The sequence below is a fragment of the Streptomyces sp. NPDC014676 genome, from assembly GCF_043084105.1.
Classification (GTDB): domain Bacteria; phylum Actinomycetota; class Actinomycetes; order Streptomycetales; family Streptomycetaceae; genus Streptomyces.
On sequence record NZ_JBIBZI010000001.1, the window covers coordinates 360,455 to 378,287 of the forward strand.

Annotated in this window: 12 protein-coding genes; 1 reads left to right on the forward strand and 11 read right to left on the reverse strand. The window is 73.9% G+C overall.

Going from position 1 to position 17,833, the window contains the following annotated elements; translation table 11 throughout:
• Positions 1 to 38: 38 nt before the first annotated feature.
• Positions 39 to 1,058 carry a methyltransferase domain-containing protein gene (locus tag ACF1DX_RS01645; RefSeq protein WP_391789246.1) on the forward strand — a complete coding sequence of 340 codons (1,020 nt, stop codon included), beginning with the start codon at positions 39 to 41 and terminating at the stop codon, positions 1,056 to 1,058.
• Between the two features lie 82 nt (positions 1,059 to 1,140).
• On the opposite strand, the gene ACF1DX_RS01650 is transcribed toward ACF1DX_RS01645, so the two are convergent.
• The 11 genes from ACF1DX_RS01650 to ACF1DX_RS01700 all read right to left on the reverse strand — a co-directional run bounded on the left by ACF1DX_RS01650 (position 1,141) and on the right by ACF1DX_RS01700 (position 17,520).
• Positions 1,141 to 2,664, reverse strand: a complete 1,524-nt coding sequence (locus ACF1DX_RS01650) for an FHA domain-containing protein (RefSeq protein WP_391789247.1) — start codon at positions 2,662 to 2,664, stop codon at positions 1,141 to 1,143.
• Between the two features lie 82 nt (positions 2,665 to 2,746).
• On the reverse strand, positions 2,747 to 4,096 hold the full coding sequence (locus tag ACF1DX_RS01655) for a VWA domain-containing protein (RefSeq protein ID WP_391789248.1): 1,350 nt from the start codon (positions 4,094 to 4,096) through the stop codon (positions 2,747 to 2,749).
• Positions 4,097 to 4,208: 112 nt separating this feature from the next.
• Positions 4,209 to 5,654 (reverse strand): protein phosphatase 2C domain-containing protein, encoded by a 1,446-nt coding sequence (locus tag ACF1DX_RS01660; protein WP_391789249.1) that lies wholly within the window; start codon positions 5,652 to 5,654, stop codon positions 4,209 to 4,211.
• A gap of 3 nt (positions 5,655 to 5,657) precedes the next feature.
• On the reverse strand, positions 5,658 to 8,195 hold the full coding sequence (locus tag ACF1DX_RS01665) for a tetratricopeptide repeat protein (protein ID WP_391789250.1): 2,538 nt from the start codon (positions 8,193 to 8,195) through the stop codon (positions 5,658 to 5,660).
• Between the two features lie 22 nt (positions 8,196 to 8,217).
• Entirely contained in the window at positions 8,218 to 9,552 is a 1,335-nt protein-coding gene (locus ACF1DX_RS01670) for a hypothetical protein (protein WP_391789251.1), read from the reverse strand.
• Between the two features lie 88 nt (positions 9,553 to 9,640).
• Positions 9,641 to 10,690, reverse strand: coding sequence for a glutamate ABC transporter substrate-binding protein (locus tag ACF1DX_RS01675; protein WP_391789252.1), 1,050 nt, complete (start codon positions 10,688 to 10,690; stop codon positions 9,641 to 9,643).
• A 29-nt stretch (positions 10,691 to 10,719) separates the two neighbouring features.
• Entirely contained in the window at positions 10,720 to 12,147 is a 1,428-nt protein-coding gene (locus tag ACF1DX_RS01680; protein ID WP_391789253.1) for a hypothetical protein, read from the reverse strand.
• Between the two features lie 335 nt (positions 12,148 to 12,482).
• Positions 12,483 to 13,454 carry an N-acetylglucosamine kinase gene (locus ACF1DX_RS01685; protein ID WP_391789254.1) on the reverse strand — a complete coding sequence of 324 codons (972 nt, stop codon included), beginning with the start codon at positions 13,452 to 13,454 and terminating at the stop codon, positions 12,483 to 12,485.
• On the reverse strand, positions 13,445 to 14,710 hold the full coding sequence (locus ACF1DX_RS01690; RefSeq protein ID WP_391789255.1) for a 6-phospho-beta-glucosidase: 1,266 nt from the start codon (positions 14,708 to 14,710) through the stop codon (positions 13,445 to 13,447). The genes ACF1DX_RS01685 and ACF1DX_RS01690 overlap by 10 nt, the downstream gene beginning before the upstream one ends.
• 301 nt (positions 14,711 to 15,011) lie before the next feature.
• Positions 15,012 to 16,226: an ROK family protein gene (locus tag ACF1DX_RS01695; RefSeq protein WP_391789256.1), complete on the reverse strand. Its 1,215-nt coding sequence runs from the start codon at positions 16,224 to 16,226 to the stop codon at positions 15,012 to 15,014.
• 205 nt (positions 16,227 to 16,431) lie between these two features.
• Positions 16,432 to 17,520: a mechanosensitive ion channel family protein gene (locus ACF1DX_RS01700; protein ID WP_391789257.1), complete on the reverse strand. Its 1,089-nt coding sequence runs from the start codon at positions 17,518 to 17,520 to the stop codon at positions 16,432 to 16,434.
• Positions 17,521 to 17,833 lie beyond the last annotated feature (313 nt).

Below are 17,833 nucleotides of genomic sequence, written 5' to 3' on the forward strand. Positions count from 1 at the left end.
ATAGGACTCGAGGCCCAGGACCGCCCTACCGTGGAGGCATGGGCGGACGGGACCGTGAGCTGCGGGCCGCGCTCGTGCGGGAGATCGGCGCGAGCGGGGCCTTCGACGCCGACCCCGTGTGGCGGGAGGCGTTCGCCGCCGTACCGCGCCACCTGTTCGTGCCGTCCTACTACGTGGGCGTCGTCGGCGGCTACGAACGCCGGTGGGGCGAGAACCCCGACCCCGGGGCGCGCGAGAGGTGGCTGCGCGGCGCCTACGAGGACACTCCGCTGGCGATCCTGCTGCGCGACGGCGAGCCGCTCTCCTCCAGCAGCCAGCCCTCCCTCATGGCGCTGATGCTGGCCGGCCTGGAACTCCGGGAGGGGCAGAGCGTCCTGGAGATCGGCACCGGCAGCGGGTACAACGCCGCCCTGCTCGCCCACCGGCTCGGCGACGACGGACTGGTCACCACGGTCGACCTCGACCCGGACCTCACCGCGTCGGCCCGCCGGCACCTCGACGCCGCCGGGCACCACCCGGCCGTCGTCACCGGCGACGGCACGCGCGGGGTGCCCGCACGCGCCCCCTTCGACCGGATCATCGCGACCTGCGCCCTGCCGTCCGTCCCGCGCGCCTGGCTCGCCCAGTGCCGTCCGGGCGGCCGGATCCTCGCCCCGTTCGCCACCGGCCTGGTCGCGCTCACCGTGCGCGACGCCGGGCACGCCGAGGGCAGCTTCCTGCACACGCCCGCCTACTTCGTCCCGCTGCGCGGCGCGAGCCGCTCGTGGCAGGAGCAGCCCGATCTGGAGGGGCTGCCGGCCACGGCCCGGGGGAGCGATCTGTTCCGGTTCCTGCTGGCCCTGGCCGCCGGCGCCCTCGACCCGTGGGAGGCGTACGGCCTCTGGGAGCGCGAGGGCAGGCCGCGGCGCGAACGCTACGGCCTCACCGTCGACGCCGGGGGCGACCGCGCCTGGCTGGACGACCCCGGAGGGCCGCACACCTGGCCGGTACCCGCTGCTCAGGGCCTGTCCGGCGAGGTCGGGCCGGAGGGGACCGGCGGCGCCTCGCGGCCCGGATGAGCGGGGTCCGGCACGCCGCGGACGGGCGTGCCGGACCCCGCGTCCCCGGCGTGATCCGCCGGACGGGCCCCGGGGCCGCGGCTCAGCCCCGGCGGATGGTGATCGTCGTCCAGGCGCCCACGTGGACCCGGTCGCCGTCCTGGAGCGGGACCGGGACGAACGGCTGGATCGGCTCGTCCGAGCCGTTGACCGTCGTGCCGTTCGTCGAGTTCTGGTCGACGACCGCCCATGTGCCGTCCGGCTGCTGCACCAGCACCGCGTGCTGGTGGGAGACGCCCGGGTCCTCCGGCGGGGTCGACAGATCGATGTCGGGGGTGTCGCCGGTGGAGTGGCGGCGGCGCCCGATGGTGATCTGGTTGCCGGTGAGCGTGCGCTGCTGCTCGGGCGAGTACGCGGGCAGGTTCAGGCCCGCGGCCTCGGGGCCGGAGCGCTGCATCATCGCCATGAAGTACTCGCGGTCCGGACCGATGGTCGCGGTCCAGGTCACCGGGCCCTGCGGGGGACGGGGCTGCTGCGGGAAGCCGCCGGGTCCGGGCGGTGCCTGGGTCGCGCCGGGCTGCGGGTAGCCGTAACCGCCGCGCTGACCGGGTCCGCCCGGTCCGCCCGGTCCGCCCGGTCCGCCGGTCGGCGGGGAGATCACCCAGTCGTCGTCACCGCCGCCGAAGGACGGCCCGCCCGGCTGGGGACGGCCGGTCTCCTGCGGGAACCGGGGCGGGGCCGACGTCCCGGGCTGGAACGCCTGCGGAGCACCGGGGCCGTTCGGCCCGCCGGGGCCTCCGGGGCCACCCGGCCCGTTCGGGCCACCGAAACCGCCGGGACCACCCGGTCCGCCGGGGCCGCCGGGACCGTTCGGCCCGCCGGGGCCTCCGGGGCCACCCGGCCCGTTCGGGCCACCGAAACCGCCGGGACCGTTCGGCCCGCCGGGACCACCCGGTCCGCCGGGGCCACCGAAGCCGCTGGGGCCACCAGGCCTGCCGGGACCGCCAGGTCCGTCGGGACCGCCGAAGCCGCTGGGGCCACCAGGCCCGTTAGGCCCACCAGGTCCGCCGGGACCACCGAAGCCGCCGGGGCCACCGGGACCGTTCGGCCCTCCGGGCGGGCCCGGAGGGGGCGGTACAGGCCGTGAGGGGTCGCCGCCGAAGCCGGGCGGGCCCGGGGGGATCGGTTCGGCGGGACGGTTCACCTGCGAGGGGCGTGAGCTCTGGTAGTCGTACGCGTCACCGCCGCCGTACGACGGTCCGCCGGGCGGCTGCTGGAAGGGACCGCCCGGACCCGGGCCGGGGGCCGGCGGACGCGGGGCGGCCGGGGTGTACGAGGTCGCCGTGTTCGTCAGGAAGTTCCACCGGCACTCCTCGCAGAACGGCGCCGCGCCCTCACGCGGCGTACGGCACTGCGGGCACAGCTCCGTCCGGCCGCCACCGGGACCGTCGAAACCGCCGGGGCCACCGGGACCGCCGGAGGGACCGCCCGGCGGCGGGAAGCCGTAGCCGCCGCCGGGCGCGGGCGGCGGGGGAGGAGGTGGGGGCACGGCACCCGCCATGCGGTGACCGCACACCTCGCACCAGTCGTCGGAACCCGACTGGTGTCCGTTCGGGCAGGTCGGCATGTCGGCGCTTCCCCCTCTCCTTGTCCGGCCGGTTCCGGCCGGTTTCTCCCACCCCGAGGGGTCGGGCTCGACTACTTACGGATCACTTCTTTACACGAACAGTCTTTGTCGACCGAGTCTCGAGCGTCATCTCGTCGGCCTCCTCGACCTTCGCCTTCAGTCGCACAGTACCCGTCGCGGCATCGACCACGTCCACCACCTTCGAAAGCAGTTTCGCAGTATCCGCGTTGCCGGACGCGCTCGCGAGCTGCACGGCCCTGCCCAGTTTGGCCGTCGCTCCGTCGATATCCCCCTCTTTGCGCAGATCCAGACCCTGTTGGATGACTTTCGCCAGTTCCTCCTGTCCGGTGTAATGGGCGACCTGGGGGTTGATCGACGTCGAGGCGGCCATGTCGTCCGTCCACACGGCCCGGACCAGACCCTGCGCCCCGAGGTTGCGCACACCGCCGTCGGACGACTGCGGGATCACCAGCGACAGCCGGGCCGCCAGCATCTCCTGCCCGATGCCCGCGGGCGGCACCTCGACGCAGACGTGGTAGTCGCGGGACTCGTCACCCCAGGAACCCAGCGGGTAGTCGCCCGCGCGCGGACCCGCCTCCGTACGGCGGCCGGTCAGCTCCTCGACCGTGGGCGCGACCTGCTTGACGAACCTCACCGTCGCACCGGCCGGGGTCCACAGCCGCAGCGAGACGTCCGCGACCTCCTTGCCCATCGCCGTCTCCATCATCCGCGTGAAGTCGGCGGCGAGACCGGCCGGATCGGCGACGATGTCGGCGGTGCCGAGGAGGGCGGAGGCGATGGCTGTGACTTCTTTCACTTCCCAGTCGGTGCCCACCCCGCGGGCGTCACAGGTGAACCGTCCGGCGCAGGCGTCCAGGGCCGCCTTCAGGTCCTCCGCCGACTCGTGCTCGTTGCGGCCGTCGGTGAGCAGGATGCCGTGCCGGATCGCCACGTCCGCCGGCGCCAGCAGCCGGTCGGCCAGCCGCAGCCAGGTGCCGATCGCCGTGCCGCCGCCCGCGCTCAGCTTCCGCAGCGCCTGCTTGGCCTGCTCACGGGTGGAGGCGTCGGCGACCGCGAGGCCGCCACCGCCCGGATACACCTCCTTGGCCACGTGCGTGCCGCCGACCACCGCGAAGCGCACGCCGTCGCGCAGGGCGTCGATCGCGGCGGCCGTCGCGTCGCGGGCGTTGCGCATCTTGGTCGGCGGGTAGTCCATCGAGCCCGAGCAGTCGACCATGAGGACCACGGCCGCCGACGGTCCCTGGCCGGGCGAGTAGAGGTGGGGTGCCGCCACCGCGCTGCCGACGGTGCCGCCGCCGGTCGCGGTCACCGTGACGATGGCGTTGACCTCGCGGCCGCCCTCCGGCAGGTACTCGTTCTGGTACACGTCCACCGAGAACTGCGGCACGTTCGATTTCGAGAAATTGGCCATGCCTGTTTCGCTCCCCCTTGGCTGCCCCGGCGGCGCGGGGCGACGACGGATGACGGACCGGTCCCCTCCGGTCCGTCGATGCTTCCCCGTGCGAGGCGTCCCGTAAGCGGCCTCAGGCCGATCCTGCCCCCTGCGGGACGGCCGGGAACGGCACGAGGGCCACTGTTACGTTGTCGTGGCCCCCGCCGTCGAGGGCGTGACCGACCAGGACCCGGGCGGCGTGCAGCGGTCGTACGGCCGCGTCCGCGGGCACGGCCCGGGCCATCTCGTCGGCCGACTCCGCGTAGTTCCACAGGCCGTCCGTGCAGACCACGACCACACCGGGCCGGTCCGGCTTGAACGAGGCGGTGTGCGGCTCCAGTTCGTAGGCGTCCGCGCCGAGCCAGCCGGTGATCGCGTGCGCGCGCTGGTCGGCGTACGCCTCGGCCTCGCCCATCAGACCCGCCGCGACCATCTGCGCGGCCCACGAGTCGTCCTCGGTGAGCCGGGCCGCCGGGGTGGAGCGGTCGGCCGGGATCCAGTAGACGCGGCTGTCGCCTACCCAGCCGACCACCAGCAGACCGGACGTCACCACCGCGCCGACGATGGTGCACGCCGGGGCGTTCTGGTGCGGGGCGTGCTCACGGGCCGCCGCAGGCTCGTCGGCCAGCGCGTTGACCGCCTCGGAGGCGGCGACGATCGCGTCGTGCATCGCCGCTTGCGGGTGCGTGCCGCGCGGCAGGGCCGCGAGCAGGGACTCGTTCGCCGCGCGGGAGGCGGCGAGTGACGCCTCGTCGGGGCGGGTGGCGGAGGAGACGCCGTCGCAGACGATCGCCACGGAGACGGGGGAGCCGTCGGGCAGCGCCGTGGTGCTCACGGCGAAGGCGTCCTCGTTGCGGTGGTGACGCAGGCCGCGGTCGCTGACCGCGCCGACCGGTCCGCTTTCCTGTTCCATGTGGTCCCGTTCGCGTGGCTGGGCGTGACCGCAGTTCTCGCAGTAGCCGTCGTCGTCGACCCGTCCCGCACGGCAGGCCACGCACACCGTGGCACCACCGCCGGGCGCCGCCTGCTCGGCCGCCACCCGCGGATCCGGTGCCTGGAGCGGGTACTCGTCGGGCTGCGCGGCCCGCTCCTCCGGCCGCGCACGCCGGTCGAACCGCACCCCGGACGACGGCGCGGGGGTCTTCGCCGACGGAGGCGGCGGCACGGCACCCGCCGGCGCCGGTGCCTCAGGGGCGCCTTCGGCGCGGGACGGGGGTACGGGCGTCACCTGCGCCGGGGGAGGCGGTACCTGGGCGCCGGCCGACGGGGCGGACAGGGGCGCCGGTGGGACGGCGGGGCCGCCCGGGGCGGGCCAGGACGGCGCGGCGGGCGGGGCCGACGGCGGCTGAGGCCGGTCACGGTCCGCCGAGGCCTGCGGCGGCACCGAGCCGTTCACGGCGGCCGGCTCGTCCCGCGGCCGTGCGGGGACCACGGAGAGGTCGTATCCGCACGCACCGCAGAAACGATCACCCGACTCGAGGGGTTCCTCGCAGCTCGGGCATTTCGACAGAGCGGCCTGCTGAGGCATCTGCGACATCAACTACACCCATGTCCGGGGGCGGTAACGATTGGCACGTTCCACCAGGTCGATCCTCTCCTCGCCGCTGCGCGCCAGCCGGGCCAGCGTGCGGTACGAACGCTCCAGGCCGAAACGGAGGCCCCGTTCGTCCAGGCCGCTGCCGAGCAGCGTCCGTCCCCCGGCGGCGGGAGGGGCGGAACCCTGGCCCCCGGAGAGTACCCAGTCCAGCGCGCAACCGAGGACTTCGGCCGACAACAGCTCGCGCCGTGCCGGATCCAGGCCGTACGCCTCCAGGGCCTCGACCTGCCCGGCGGCGGCGCTCAGGTCGTCCAGGAACGGTACGTCACCGGCGGCGGCCGTACGCCCGCGCAACCGCGCCCGGACGGACGCCACCCGCGCGGCCGTGTAGTGGATGGAGGACTCCGGCACCGACACCAGCGCCCGCACGGCACCGCCGCGGTCCCCGGCCGCCAGCCGCACCCGGGCCAGCCCGAACGCCGCGCTCACATGGCTCGGGTCGGTCGACCACACCAGGCGGTAGTACTCGGCGGCGTTGTCCAACTGACCCAGCACCTCCGCGCACACGCCGAGCGCCAGCTTCGGCGCGATCTCACCGGGGAACGCGTCGTAGACCGCGTCGAAGGCGAGCGCGGCACCCTCGTGGTCGCCGGTGACCAGCGAGGCCACCCCCCGGTACCAGACCACCCGCCAGTCGTCGGCGTCCTGTTCCTCCAGCGCGCCCAGCGCCGCCAGCGCGACGGGCCACTCGCCGGTCTCCAGCCGGGCGCGGACCTCACGCAGCCGGGTCTCCGTCGACGGGGCGGGCGCGGCGGCGAGCGCGTTGATCAGCTCACCGGGCGCGGACGCCAGCAGCCCCGTGAGGAAACCGGCGTTGGGGTCGGCCGGGTGGACGTGCGGCACGGGCAGGGCGAGCGCGGCGGCGGCGCAGTCGACGGGTTTGACGAGGGCGGCGGACGGGAGCGCGTGAGGTGTGCCCTCACGGGACGCGCGGGACTCACGGGACGCGCGGGAACGGTCCGGGCGGGCACCCAGGCGGGAGACGTCCCCGTCCGGCGCGGGGAACAACTCCGTGTCCGTCACCCGCGGTTCCGGTCCGAAGAGCGTGGACAGCGCCGGACGCGCCCGGCCCGACTGGAGGGAGACCACCTCGCGCAGCACGCCCGTCAGCTGCTCGGCCATCTCCTGCGCGGAGGAGAACCGGCGGGCCGGGTCCGGGTCGGTGGCGCGGACCAGGAAGCGGTAGAACGACTCGTACTGCCGGAACACCTCGATGTTGTCCGGGTCGGGCAGCGAGTCCACGTAGACGTTCGTGTAGCCCTGGAAGTCGAACGTGAGGACGGCGAGCGTACGGGCCACCGTGTACAGGTCCGACGCCACCGAGGGACCGACGTCGGCGACCTCGGGCGCCTGGTAGCCGACCGTGCCGTAGATGGCCGACTCCTCGTCGTCCGTCCGGCGCACCGCGCCCATGTCGATCAGCTTCAGCTGGTCCTCGGTCTGGATCGCGTTGTCGACCTTGAAGTCGCAGTACAGCAGGTTCCGGCTGTGCAGATGGCTGAGCGCCTCCAGGGCCTCGATGCCGTATGCGCACGCCTGCTCCACCGGCAGCGGATCGCGCCTGCCCTCCGGGGTGCGGCGGCCGTTGGCGATCTCCTTCAGCGACTTGCCGCCGACGTACTCCATGACGATGTAGCCGTCGAGGGAGCCGGTGCGCTGGTCGAGGTGCTCCACGAAGTTGTAGATCCGCACGATGTTGGCGTGCTCGATCTCCGCGAGGAAGCGCCGCTCGGAGATCGCCGCCGCCATCGCGTCCTGGTCACCCGTGTCCAGCAGGCCCTTCAGCACCACCCAGCGGTCCGAGACCGCCCGGTCCACGGCGAGGTAGATCCAGCCCAGACCGCCGTGCGCCAGACAGCCGACCACCTCGTACTGGCCGTGCACGACGTCCCCGCCCCGCAGCTTCGGGACGAACGAGTACGGGTGGCCGCACTTGGTGCAGAAGCCCTCCGTGCGCCCCGGCCGGCCGCCGCGGGCCCGGCCCACCTGCGCCCCGCAGTCCGAGCGCGAGCAGAACCGCTTCCGCTCGGGCACCTCGGGGTTCTCCAGCACCATCGCGCGCGGATCGGGGCGCGGGATCGGCGGCACCTCGACCAGACCGGCACCGAGACGGCCCCGGCCGGACGAGCCGGCGCCCGCGCCGGAACTGCGCACCGACACCGAACGGCCCGTGGTCCGGCCCGACAGCGAGCGGGAGAGCCGCCCGGAGACCGAACGGCGGGACTTCGACGACTGGGACGACGTCCGGGAACTGCGGGCGCTGCGGCCGCTGGAACGCCCGCTGCCCGCCGAGCCGCGCGAGTCGCGGCCGCCCGCCGTGATGCCGGTCGGGGCCGAGCCGACCATGCCGGTCGGCGACACCACCGGGGCGAGGCCACAGGTGTCGCAGTACAGTTCGCCGCCGCCGACGTCCTCGTACGCGCCCCCGCACCCGGGGCGCTGGCACCCGGTCCCGGGTGCCCGGTTCTCCGGTTCGCTCATGACGCGGCCTCCCCCTCGTCGCTCATGCGCCGGGCCCCCTCCGCTCGTCGGACACGCCCTGGTCCGGTACCCGGGGTGCCGTGCCGAGGACCTCCGCGGCGGCCTGCTGGTAGCGCAGCACCGCCCGGCCGGCGGCGCGCAGATCGCAGGGCGCGCTCCACAGCATGCGGCGCGCCTTCTCGTACCGCTCCACCAGTTCGGGGTCCTCCGCCAGACCGTGCCGGGCCACCTTCGCCTTGTACGCGTCCAGCCGGCCGCGCAGCTCGGCACGGACCGCCAGCGGTGCCGTCACCGCGGTCAACGACTCGCGGGCGCGCAGCAGTTCGTCCTCCGCCTTCTGTTCGAGGGACTCCAGGAGCGGGGACAGGCGGTGCCACTGGGCGTGTCTGCGGTACTCCGCGGCCGTCGACAACTGCTCCTGCAGCGCGGTCGGCGGCCCGCTGACCACCGGCACCTCCGTCGCGGCGATCTTCGCCAGCACCTCGCCGCGCGCGGTGCGGGCCTCGGCGAGGGTGCGGTCGGCACGGGACAGCACGTCCCGCAGCCTGACGATCCGCTTCTCGGCGTCCTGGCGGACCGTCAGCACCGCGTCGATCTCCCGGCGCACGTCCTCCAGCGCGCGCGCCTCACGGTCGTAGACCGTGGTGTCGGGCCGTCCGCCGCCGGGCGCCGAACTGCCCTCCGCCCGCTTCCAGTACGCCAGCGGGTCGGACACCACCTGCTCGCGCAGCTTCGTCAGCGTGCGGGTGATCCGCTCCAGGTCGTCGCCCGCCGGATGCTCGCCCGGGCGCACCCCGACCGAGTGCGCGAGCCGGGCGGTGCGCTGGAGCTCGGCGGCGAGCAGATCGATCCGGGCGGGCAGCGCCGACCACACCGCGTCGGCGGCGACGACCACGTCCAGCGAGGTCGCGTACAGCTCGTTCATGCGGTCGACGAGGGCGGCCAGCGAGTACCGCTCGCTGAGCTTCCCGGAGGCGGCGTGGAGCGTCGGCGCGCCTGCGGTCGCCGCCGCACCGCCGGCCACGGTCACCGCGTCGCCGCGCAGCAGCTCCGTCAGCTCCACCAGGTCCTCACGGCTGGACCAGCGGCGGCGGGAGCGGATGTTCCGGGCCGTGCGCAGCGCGTCCGTGTACGCGTCGAAGTACGTCCACAGCAGCGTGATCGACGCCTCCGTGGCCGTCCAGCGCTCCTCGGTGATGCCGGTGAGCCGCGCGCCCTCCAGGAGTCTTCGGCCCGCGTGGTCCTGCAGGGCGAGGAGCGAGGTCTCGATCGCCTCGTGCTCCGCGCCGAGCCGCGCCAGCGCACGGTCCACCTCGTCCCGGTCCATCACCGGCCCGGTGGGATCCGTGTCGGCCATCGATCACCTCTCGCTGGGGGGTTGTTGACGGTTGGGGTGTGTCCGGCCGGGGTCGTCGGTCCGGGATCGGTCCGGGGCCGCTCCGGGGTCAGTTCTCGCGCAGGTACTCCGGGGCCGGGGGCCGCGACCCGGAGGAGTCGTCGCCCAGCGTGGCCGACAGCCACTCGGTGTACGCGTCCTGCCAGCCGTCCGTGGTGTCCTCGCGGAAGTCCACCAGGATCCGGTTGACCCGGCGCACCAGATCGTCCGCGTCCTCCTTCATCGCCACGCCGTAGTACTCGGTCGTGAAGGCCTCCCCCTTGAGCTGGACCGTCGGGTCCTGCGCGGCCTGGCTGGCCGCGAGCGCGCCGTCGGTGACCACGGCGTCGACCTCGCCGAGCTGCAGCCGCACCAGGCAGTCGAGCTGGTTGGGGACGGTGGTGCGGATGTCGGTGGACGCCGGCAGGTCGCCCGCCTCCTTGTCCGTCTCCAGCTTCGTGTACGCGGTCGAGCCCGTCGCCGTGCAGATCTCCTGGTCCGCGAGCGTCTCGTCGTACCCCGTGATCGGTGAGGACTTCGGGGCCAGGACCTGCTGGCCCGTCCTGAAGTACGGCGCGGAGAACGCCACGTCCTCGATGCGGGCGCAGTTGATCGTCATCGTACGGACGACCATGTCGACGCGGCCGTCCTGGATCGCCGGGATGCGCTGGTCGGTCGGGATCGCCTTGAACTGGACCGCGTCCCGGTCGCCGAGTATGTCCTCGGCGATGCGGTGCGCCAGGTCGATGTCGAAGCCCTCCAGGGTGCCGCTCTCGCCGCCGTTGGGGTCGCGGTAGCCCCAGCGGTAGCTGTTCTGGTCGACCCCCACGATCAGTTTGCGCTTCTCACCCCGACGGTTCTTGATCGCCTCGATGGTGGGGCCGTCGGCGCCGGAGGGGGAGAGGGTCTGCTTCTCCGGCGCCGTGCAGTCCTCGTCCGCCTGGGCCCGCGCGGCGTGGGACACGGTCCGGCCGGTGGTCCCCGAGGGGCCGCCGGACGGGGAGCCGGCGCAGGCCAGTACCAGCGCGAAGACCAGGGCCAGGGCGCAGGCGGTCGCCATCGCGCCCACTCCGCCCCAGCCCTTCAGGCGGGCCCGCAGGTGTCGTGCGGTCGTCGTCATGGCCCCCTCCGGTGCGTCCACGCGTCCGTTCATCGGTACTCCGACAGCCTGCGGCCGATGCCCAGCACCGCACCGGCCGCGCCCAGTACGGCGAGGACGGCCGCGCCGGCCGGCAGGCCCGTCAGCGCGTCCCGGCCGTCGCCGGCCGCCCGCTCGAACTCGTTCTCCTCGTGCGCGAGCGCCGTGGCCAGGTTCTTGTCGACGTTGTCGAAGCACTCGCCGGTCGCGCCCTTGGCGCCGATCACCATGTCCAGCGCCTGCTGGTAGTCGCCGTTCTCGTCCCGCTCACGGGCCGCCGCGTGGCGCTTCCTCCACTCCGTCATGTTGCCCACCGCCGAGTCGACCGGCTGCTCGCCGCCGGCGTCGTCCGCGAGGCGCCGCGCCTGTGCCAGGCCCTTGGCGAGGGTGTCCATATCGCGGCCGAAGTCGTGGTCGTAGGCGTCGAACGTCTCGTCGCCGACCTTCGTCGTCTCGGCGCCCCGGGCCACCAGGGTCAGGTTCTCGTTGCCCCTCGCCTTCAGGGAGGCGATCCGGGCGTCGTGCAGCACGTTGAGCGAGCGGACGCCGTGGTCGTAGGAGTCGTTCAGGCCCGAGCGGGCGAGGGTGTGACCGGCCGTCAGCCAGATGAGGACGACCGCGGCCGCCGTCGTCGCCGCCACCAGGCCGTGGTTGAGGACCCTGTTGGTGCGCAGGTAAGTGCGGCGCATGGCCCAGGCGAGGGCGGCCAGGGTGACGACGCCGAGGGCGATGGCGGGCCAGGGGTAGGGGGTCGCGTCCGCGTAGTCGTCGCGGAGGCGCTGGTTCTCCTTGGTGTAGAGGTCCTCCGCCGCCGGGAGCATCTCCTTCTGCATCTTTTCGTTCGCGTACCGCAGGTAGGCGCCGCCGACGGGGAAGCCCTGGCGGTTGTAGGTGCGGGCGCGTTCGACCAGGCCCTTGTACTCGGGGAGCAGGCGGTTGAGCTCGGTGACGGTCCTGGCCGAGGGGGAACCGGGCTCCGAGCTGGCCGCGGCGTTGACGAGCTTCGCGGCGGCCGTGCGGATGCCGCTCTCGTAGCGGTCCCTGGAGGCGGCGGTCTCCTGACCACCGGCCAGGAACCCGCTGGACGCGGCGGTGTTGGCGTCGGCGAGAGAGCGGTAGATGTCGGCGGCGTCCGAGCTGAGGGGCTGGCTGCTGGTGAGGACGTCGTCGGCGGCCGTGGCCCGGTCGGTCATCTGCCAGGCGGTCACCGCGCCGAAGGCGACGACCAGGGCGGCGAGGAGCGCGCCGATGATGCGGAGACGGCCGGGCTCGGTGGTGGCGGCCCTGCGGAGGCGGTCGACGCCCTCGGCGAAGGCGGTGCGGCGGGCCTCCGGCGGTGGCGGGGCGGGAGCGGGGGTGGGCTGGGGCGGCACCGCGGGCAGCGTGGGCACGGGCGTGGTGGTGCCGGGTGGCGCCGTGCCGTTCGGCGTGTGTGTCATGTGACCTCCCCCATGGTCATCCCTCGCGGCAAGTATCGCCGCCACGGCCGACATATGCACCGGCCTTGGCACGATCTTGATCCGATCGCGGCGCGACCGCCGAAAACCCCGCCCCCACCCTGCCCACGAACACGCCCGGGAAATCAGTTCGGTTCCCGCCCGACGCCCCGCCCGCGATCCGCGGGCGGTCGTGCCTCCCCCAGTGCCTCACCGCCCTGGGAGGTACCCCCAGGGCGATGAGGGAGGGTGGGCTGGGATTGCCCCCTCCGGGGGAGGCGCCCCGCAAGCGCCGGGCAGCGCGGACACCCCCCGGCCCACACCGACGCGCGCGACCGTCAAGCCTCGTAGTGCCCGCGCAGCCGCTCGTGTGCCTCCTCGGGTACCTCCAGGTGGTCCAACCCCAGCAGGGCCGCCCCCAGTACAGGGCTCGCGGTGACCACCCGAGGCATCGCCTTGGGTGCCCGGGCGGCCAGCAGGCCGTGTATACGGTCGTTGAGCCGAGGATGCCGCGCCGCCAGCACCCCACCCCCCAACAGCACCGGCGTCTCCTCCTCCAAGAGCTCCAACCGCGTCAGCGCGACGACGGCCATCGCCACGATCTCCTCGGCCTGCCGGTCGACGATCGCCCCCGCCACCCCGTCCCCCTGCGCCGCCACATCGAAAAGCACCGGCGTCAACTCGTGCCGCCGAGCGGCCGGAACACGCTTGAGGTGCAGCGCCTCGATCAGAGCGGGCATGCCGGAAAGCCCGAAGTGGGAAGGCAGGGCACGGGCCAGAGCGGTGGGCGCTCCTCGCCCGTCCTCCGCACGCGCCGCGTGCCACAGCGCCTCCTCGGCGAGCGCCCAGCCACCGCCCCAGTCCCCGGAGATCCGTCCCACCGCCGGAAAGCGGGCCGTACGGCCGTCGGGAAGCATTCCCACGCAGTTGATGCCCGCCCCGCAGACGACGGCCACCCCCCGGGGCTCGGCCACCCCCGCCCGCAGGATCGCGAACGTGTCGTTGCGCACCGCGACACTCGCGCCCCAGCCCCGCTCCGCCAGCGCCACCGTCAACCGCTCCTCCTCGACCGGGAGGTCCGCGTTGGCCAGGCAGGCCGAGACGTGGGGGACGGCGGGGGCGCCGGCGGCGCCGAGCGCCCGGTCGACGGTCTCGGCGAGAGCGGACATCGCCGCCTCCAGACCCACGGCCGGCGGCCGGAACCCCTCCCCCCGCGCCGTCGCCAGCACCGTCCCGTCGTGGGCGACCACCGCCACGTCCGTCTTGCTGTTGCCGGCGTCGATGGCGAGGACGCCCGCGGTCAGGCCCACGTGAGGTGCTCCCGGTTGTGTGCGACGAGCTCGTCGGTGAGCCGGTCGGCGTACGCGTACTGGCCGATCAGGGGATGGGCCAGGAGAGCACGGAAGACCCGGTCCCGGGTGCCGTGCAGGGCCGCCTCCAGGGCCAGGTCCTCGTATGCGGTGACGTCGGCCATGAGGCCCGCGAACAGGGGGTCCACGGAGGGGACGGGGAGCGGGGCGGCGCCCTCCGGGCCCACCGCCGCCGGTACTTCGATCACCGCGTCGTCGGGGAGGAACGGCAGCGTGCCGTTGTTGAGGGTGTTGACCACCTGGTGGGGGGAGCCCGCGCCGCGCAGGAGCGCCGCCGCCAGGTCCACGGCCGCCTCCGAGTAGTAGGCGCCGCCCCGCTGGGACAGCAGCGCCGGTTTCCCGGCGAGCGCCGGGTCGGCGTAGAGGGCCAGGAGGCGGCGCTCCATGTCGGCCACCTCGGCCGCCCGGGAGGGCTTGGTGCGCTGTTCCCGTACGACCTCGTCGTGCGCGTAGAAGTAGCGCAGGTAGTAGGAGGGGATCACGCCCAGGCGGTCCAGCAGGGGGCGGGGGAGGCGGAGGTCGGCGGCGATCGTGTCACCGTGGGCGGAGAGGAGGCGGGGGAGGACGTCCTCTCCCGCCGGGCCGCCCAGGCGGACCGCCGTTTCCCAGGTGAGGTGGTTCAGGCCCACGTGGTCCAGGTGGATGCCGGCGGGGTCGGTGCCGAGGAGCGCCGCGAACTTGCGCTGGAGCCCGATGGCCACGTTGCACAGGCCCAGTGCCTTGTGGCCGGCCCGGAGCAGTGCCCGGGTGACGATGCCCACCGGGTTGGTGAAGTCGATGATCCAGGCGTCGGGGCTGGCCCGCCGTACGCGGTCGGCGATGTCCAGCACGACCGGGACCGTGCGCAGCGCCTTGGCCAGGCCGCCGGCGCCGGTCGTCTCCTGGCCCACGCACCCGCACTCCAGGGGCCAGGTCTCGTCCTGCTGTCGGGCGGCCTGGCCGCCCACCCGGAGCTGGAGGAGGACCGCGTCCGCGCCGTCCACCGCCGCGTCCGGGTCGGTGGTGGTGGTGATCGTGCCGGGGTGGCCCTGGCGGGTGAAGATGCGGCGGGACAGGGCGCCGATCAGTTCCAGGCGGTCCTCGGCCGGGTCGGTGAGGACCAGCTCGGTGACCGGGAGTGTGTCCCTCAGGCGGGCGAAGCCGTCGACGAGTTCGGGGGTGTAGGTCGAGCCTCCGCCGACCACGGTGAGTTTCATCGGGCCTCCTTCGTGGATTCCCCGGCCTTCAGGCCGGGGTGGGGGTACCTCCCGCTTGCGGGGGAGAGACGGAGCTCCTGCGGAGCGGGGCAAGGGAAGGCGAATCGCCTCCGGGGCGATTCGGCGTCTGCGGCCACCGGCCGACACCCGCGGCTCACACGGAAGCTGATACGAGGTTGCAGGCGTCGCCGAGGACGGCGAGGGAGGCGGTGGCCGGCGCGGATGTCGGTTTTCTGGATGTTCCGGGCATGACTGTGCTCCCTGGGGCAGGGGTGGGAGGGCGGAAGGGGGAGGGGCGGGGCTAGCGGGAGGTGTCGAAGACCTCGTCGCGGGTGGTCGCCAGCGCGCTTTCGAGCGCGCCGCGCAGGACCGGGTGCTCACGGACGTCACCCACGACCAGGCGGGGGTGGGAGGCGGCCAGTTCCTCCAGTTCGGCCTGGATCAGGGCGCGCAGCACCTCGCCGCCGGAGGTGAGGCCGGTGCCGCTCAGGACGACGAGTTCGGGGTCGAGGACGGAGACCAGGGAGGCGAGGCCGGTGGCCAGGCGGGTGGCGTAGGCGCGGAGGAGGCGGTGGTGCCGGTCGTCGTGGGGGGCCGCCGCCGCGCGTGCGAGGAGGGTGGCGGCCGTCTCGGGGTACGGGTCCCGCGGGATGTCCCCGATGCCCAGTCCGCGGGCGAGTTCCGGGACGGCCTGGGAGCCGGCCAGCTCCTGGAAGCCGCCGCTGTTGGCCTTGGTGACCTGGCGGACCAGGGGCGTGCCCGGCACGGGGAGGAAGCCGACCTCGCCGGCGCCTCCGGTCCAGCCCCGGTGCAGCCGGCCGCCGAGCACCAGGGCGGCGCCCAGGCCCTCCTGGTTCCACAGCAGGACGAAGTCGGTGTGGCCGCGGGCCGCGCCGAGGCGTTGTTCGGCGAGGGCGACCAGGTTGACGTCGTTCTCGTACTCGAACGGCATCGGCAGCGCGGCGGCCAGTTCGCCGAGCAGCGTGGGGGAGTGCCAGCCGGGCAGGTGGGAGGCGTAACGCAGGCGGCCGGTGTTCGGGTCGAAGGCGCCCGGCGTCCCGATGACCAGGCGGTGGACGTCGGCGCGGGACAGTCCTGCCGCCTTCACCGCGCCGTCCAGGGCGTCGGTGACCTGCTGGACGACGGGGGCGCCGGAGCGGCGGCCGGGGGCGGGCAGTTCGTGCCGGCCGACCGTGCGGCCGGTGATGTCGGCGACCGCGGCGCGTATCCGCCGGGGGGTGACGTCCAGCCCGGCGGCGTACGCGGCGGCGGGGTTGACCTCGTAGAGCTGGGCGCCGGGGCCGGGGCGGCCCGCGGTGGTGCCGGTGGCGAGGACCAGTCCGCCCGCTTCCAGACGGGCCAGGAGCTGCGAGGCGGTCGGCTTGGACAGGCCGGTGAGCTTGCCGATCCGGGTGCGGGACAGCGGCCCGTGCTCCAGCAGGAGGTCCAGGGCGGCGCGGTCGTTCATGGCGCGCAGCACACGCGGGGTGCCCGGCGTACCGGCGGTTCCTGCCATGGGACGCGACACCTGCCCTTCCTCGACCGCCCAGCTTCTCGGCGGCCGGTGGGGGACGTCCGTCCCGGGCGGTCGCGATCACTGTTAGGAAAGTTTCCTTTCGGATGGGGAGGAACGTAAGCCCGGCGCGGAAGGGGCGTCAAGAGGGGGTACGGGAAGGGCGGCATCCGGGGAGTCCCGGGTGCCGCCGTTCACGAGCCGGCGGTTACTTCGTGGTGCTCGTCGGCGGGGGCAGCGGGGACGCCGCCACCGACTGCGGGGAGACCGTGCTGGCGTAGACCGACGGGGGCGCCATGCCCGCCGTCGGGTCGGCGGTCTCCGCGTCCTCCGTGGCCGTGGCGCCGCCGACGATACGGATGCCGCGCGCGTCGAAGGCCCGCTTGACGCGCCAGCGCAGTTCCCGCTCCACGGTCAGGGACTTGCCGGGCATGGTCTTCGCGGAGAGGCGGACCACCATCGAGTCCAGCAGCACCGAGTCCAGGCCGAGCACCTCGATCGGGCTCCACAGGAGCTCGTTCCAGGGCTCCTCCTTGCCCATCTTCTCGGCGACCTCGCTCAGCGTGGCCTTCACCCGGTCCAGGTCCTCGTCGGAACGGACCGTGACGTCGACGCCCGCGGTCGCCCAGCCCTGGGAGAGGTTGCCTATGCGCTTGACCTCGCCGTTGCGGACGTACCAGATCTCGCCGTTGTCGCCGCGCAGCTTGGTCACCCGCAGCCCGACCTCGATCACCTCACCGGACGCCACCCCCGCGTCGATGGTGTCGCCGACGCCGTACTGGTCCTCCAGGATCATGAAGACGCCGGAGAGGAAGTCCGTCACCAGGTTGCGCGCGCCGAAACCGATCGCCACACCCGCGACACCGGCCGAGGCCAGCAGCGGGGCCAGGTTGATCTGGAAGGTGCCGAGGACCATCAGCGCGGCCGTGCCCATGATCAGGAACGACGCCACCGAGCGCAGCACCGAGCCGATCGCCTGCGAGCGCTGCCGACGCCGTTCGGCGTTGACCAGCAGTCCGCCGAGCGTGGTGCCGTCCACCGCCTGGCCGGTCCGGGACATCCGGTCGACCAGCTTGGTGATCGCCCGCCGCACCACGACTCTCAGCACCGTCGCGATCACCAGGATCAGCAGGACCCTGAGCCCGATCGCGAGCCACGTCGACCAGTTCTCCTCGACCCAGCCGGCGGCGTTCGTGGCACTCTCCTGGGCGTCCTGGAGCGAGGGCACCCGCGGTGTCCCGGACTCCGAGGGCGTCGGCGACGGGTCGGCGGCCGACAGGACGGCGGACAAGGACACGGCAGGTACCTCCAGGTGCATGTCTGCCCCCGATGCGGCGGTCAAGGTCTTCAAGGTCACGATCGGGTCACCGGACGGGCAGAACCACCACACTAACGGGGCATTGTGCGGAGATCGGCCCCATGTGTGAAGAAGAGACCGTCCTCACCCGCGCTTGAACAGGCCATGATCCTGGGGATGAATCGGGATGTGGTCGAAAACACTCCCAGCCCGTTACCGGGACATGGTGGCGCGTCCACCAGGCATGAGGGGAGACTGACTACGGATCGTCCCGGCGCGAGCCACGCGCCGCCGGCGTACAAGGAGGCCGTCC

Excerpts from the sequence above, each read along its gene's own strand:
- ACF1DX_RS01650 (WP_391789247.1), bottom strand. The coding sequence starts at position 2,664 with ATGCCGACCTGCCCGAACGGACACCAGTCGGGTTCCGACGACTGGTGC.
- ACF1DX_RS01675 (WP_391789252.1), bottom strand. The coding sequence starts at position 10,690 with ATGACGACGACCGCACGACACCTGCGGGCCCGCCTGAAGGGCTGGGGC.
- ACF1DX_RS01665 (WP_391789250.1), bottom strand. The coding sequence starts at position 8,195 with ATGAGCGAACCGGAGAACCGGGCACCCGGGACCGGGTGCCAGCGCCCC.
- ACF1DX_RS01655 (WP_391789248.1), bottom strand. The coding sequence starts at position 4,096 with ATGGCCAATTTCTCGAAATCGAACGTGCCGCAGTTCTCGGTGGACGTG.
- ACF1DX_RS01645 (WP_391789246.1), top strand. The coding sequence starts at position 39 with ATGGGCGGACGGGACCGTGAGCTGCGGGCCGCGCTCGTGCGGGAGATC.
- ACF1DX_RS01695 (WP_391789256.1), bottom strand. The coding sequence starts at position 16,226 with ATGGCAGGAACCGCCGGTACGCCGGGCACCCCGCGTGTGCTGCGCGCC.
- ACF1DX_RS01690 (WP_391789255.1), bottom strand. The coding sequence starts at position 14,710 with ATGAAACTCACCGTGGTCGGCGGAGGCTCGACCTACACCCCCGAACTC.
- ACF1DX_RS01660 (WP_391789249.1), bottom strand. The coding sequence starts at position 5,654 with ATGTCGCAGATGCCTCAGCAGGCCGCTCTGTCGAAATGCCCGAGCTGC.
- ACF1DX_RS01680 (WP_391789253.1), bottom strand. The coding sequence starts at position 12,147 with ATGACACACACGCCGAACGGCACGGCGCCACCCGGCACCACCACGCCC.
- ACF1DX_RS01670 (WP_391789251.1), bottom strand. The coding sequence starts at position 9,552 with ATGGCCGACACGGATCCCACCGGGCCGGTGATGGACCGGGACGAGGTG.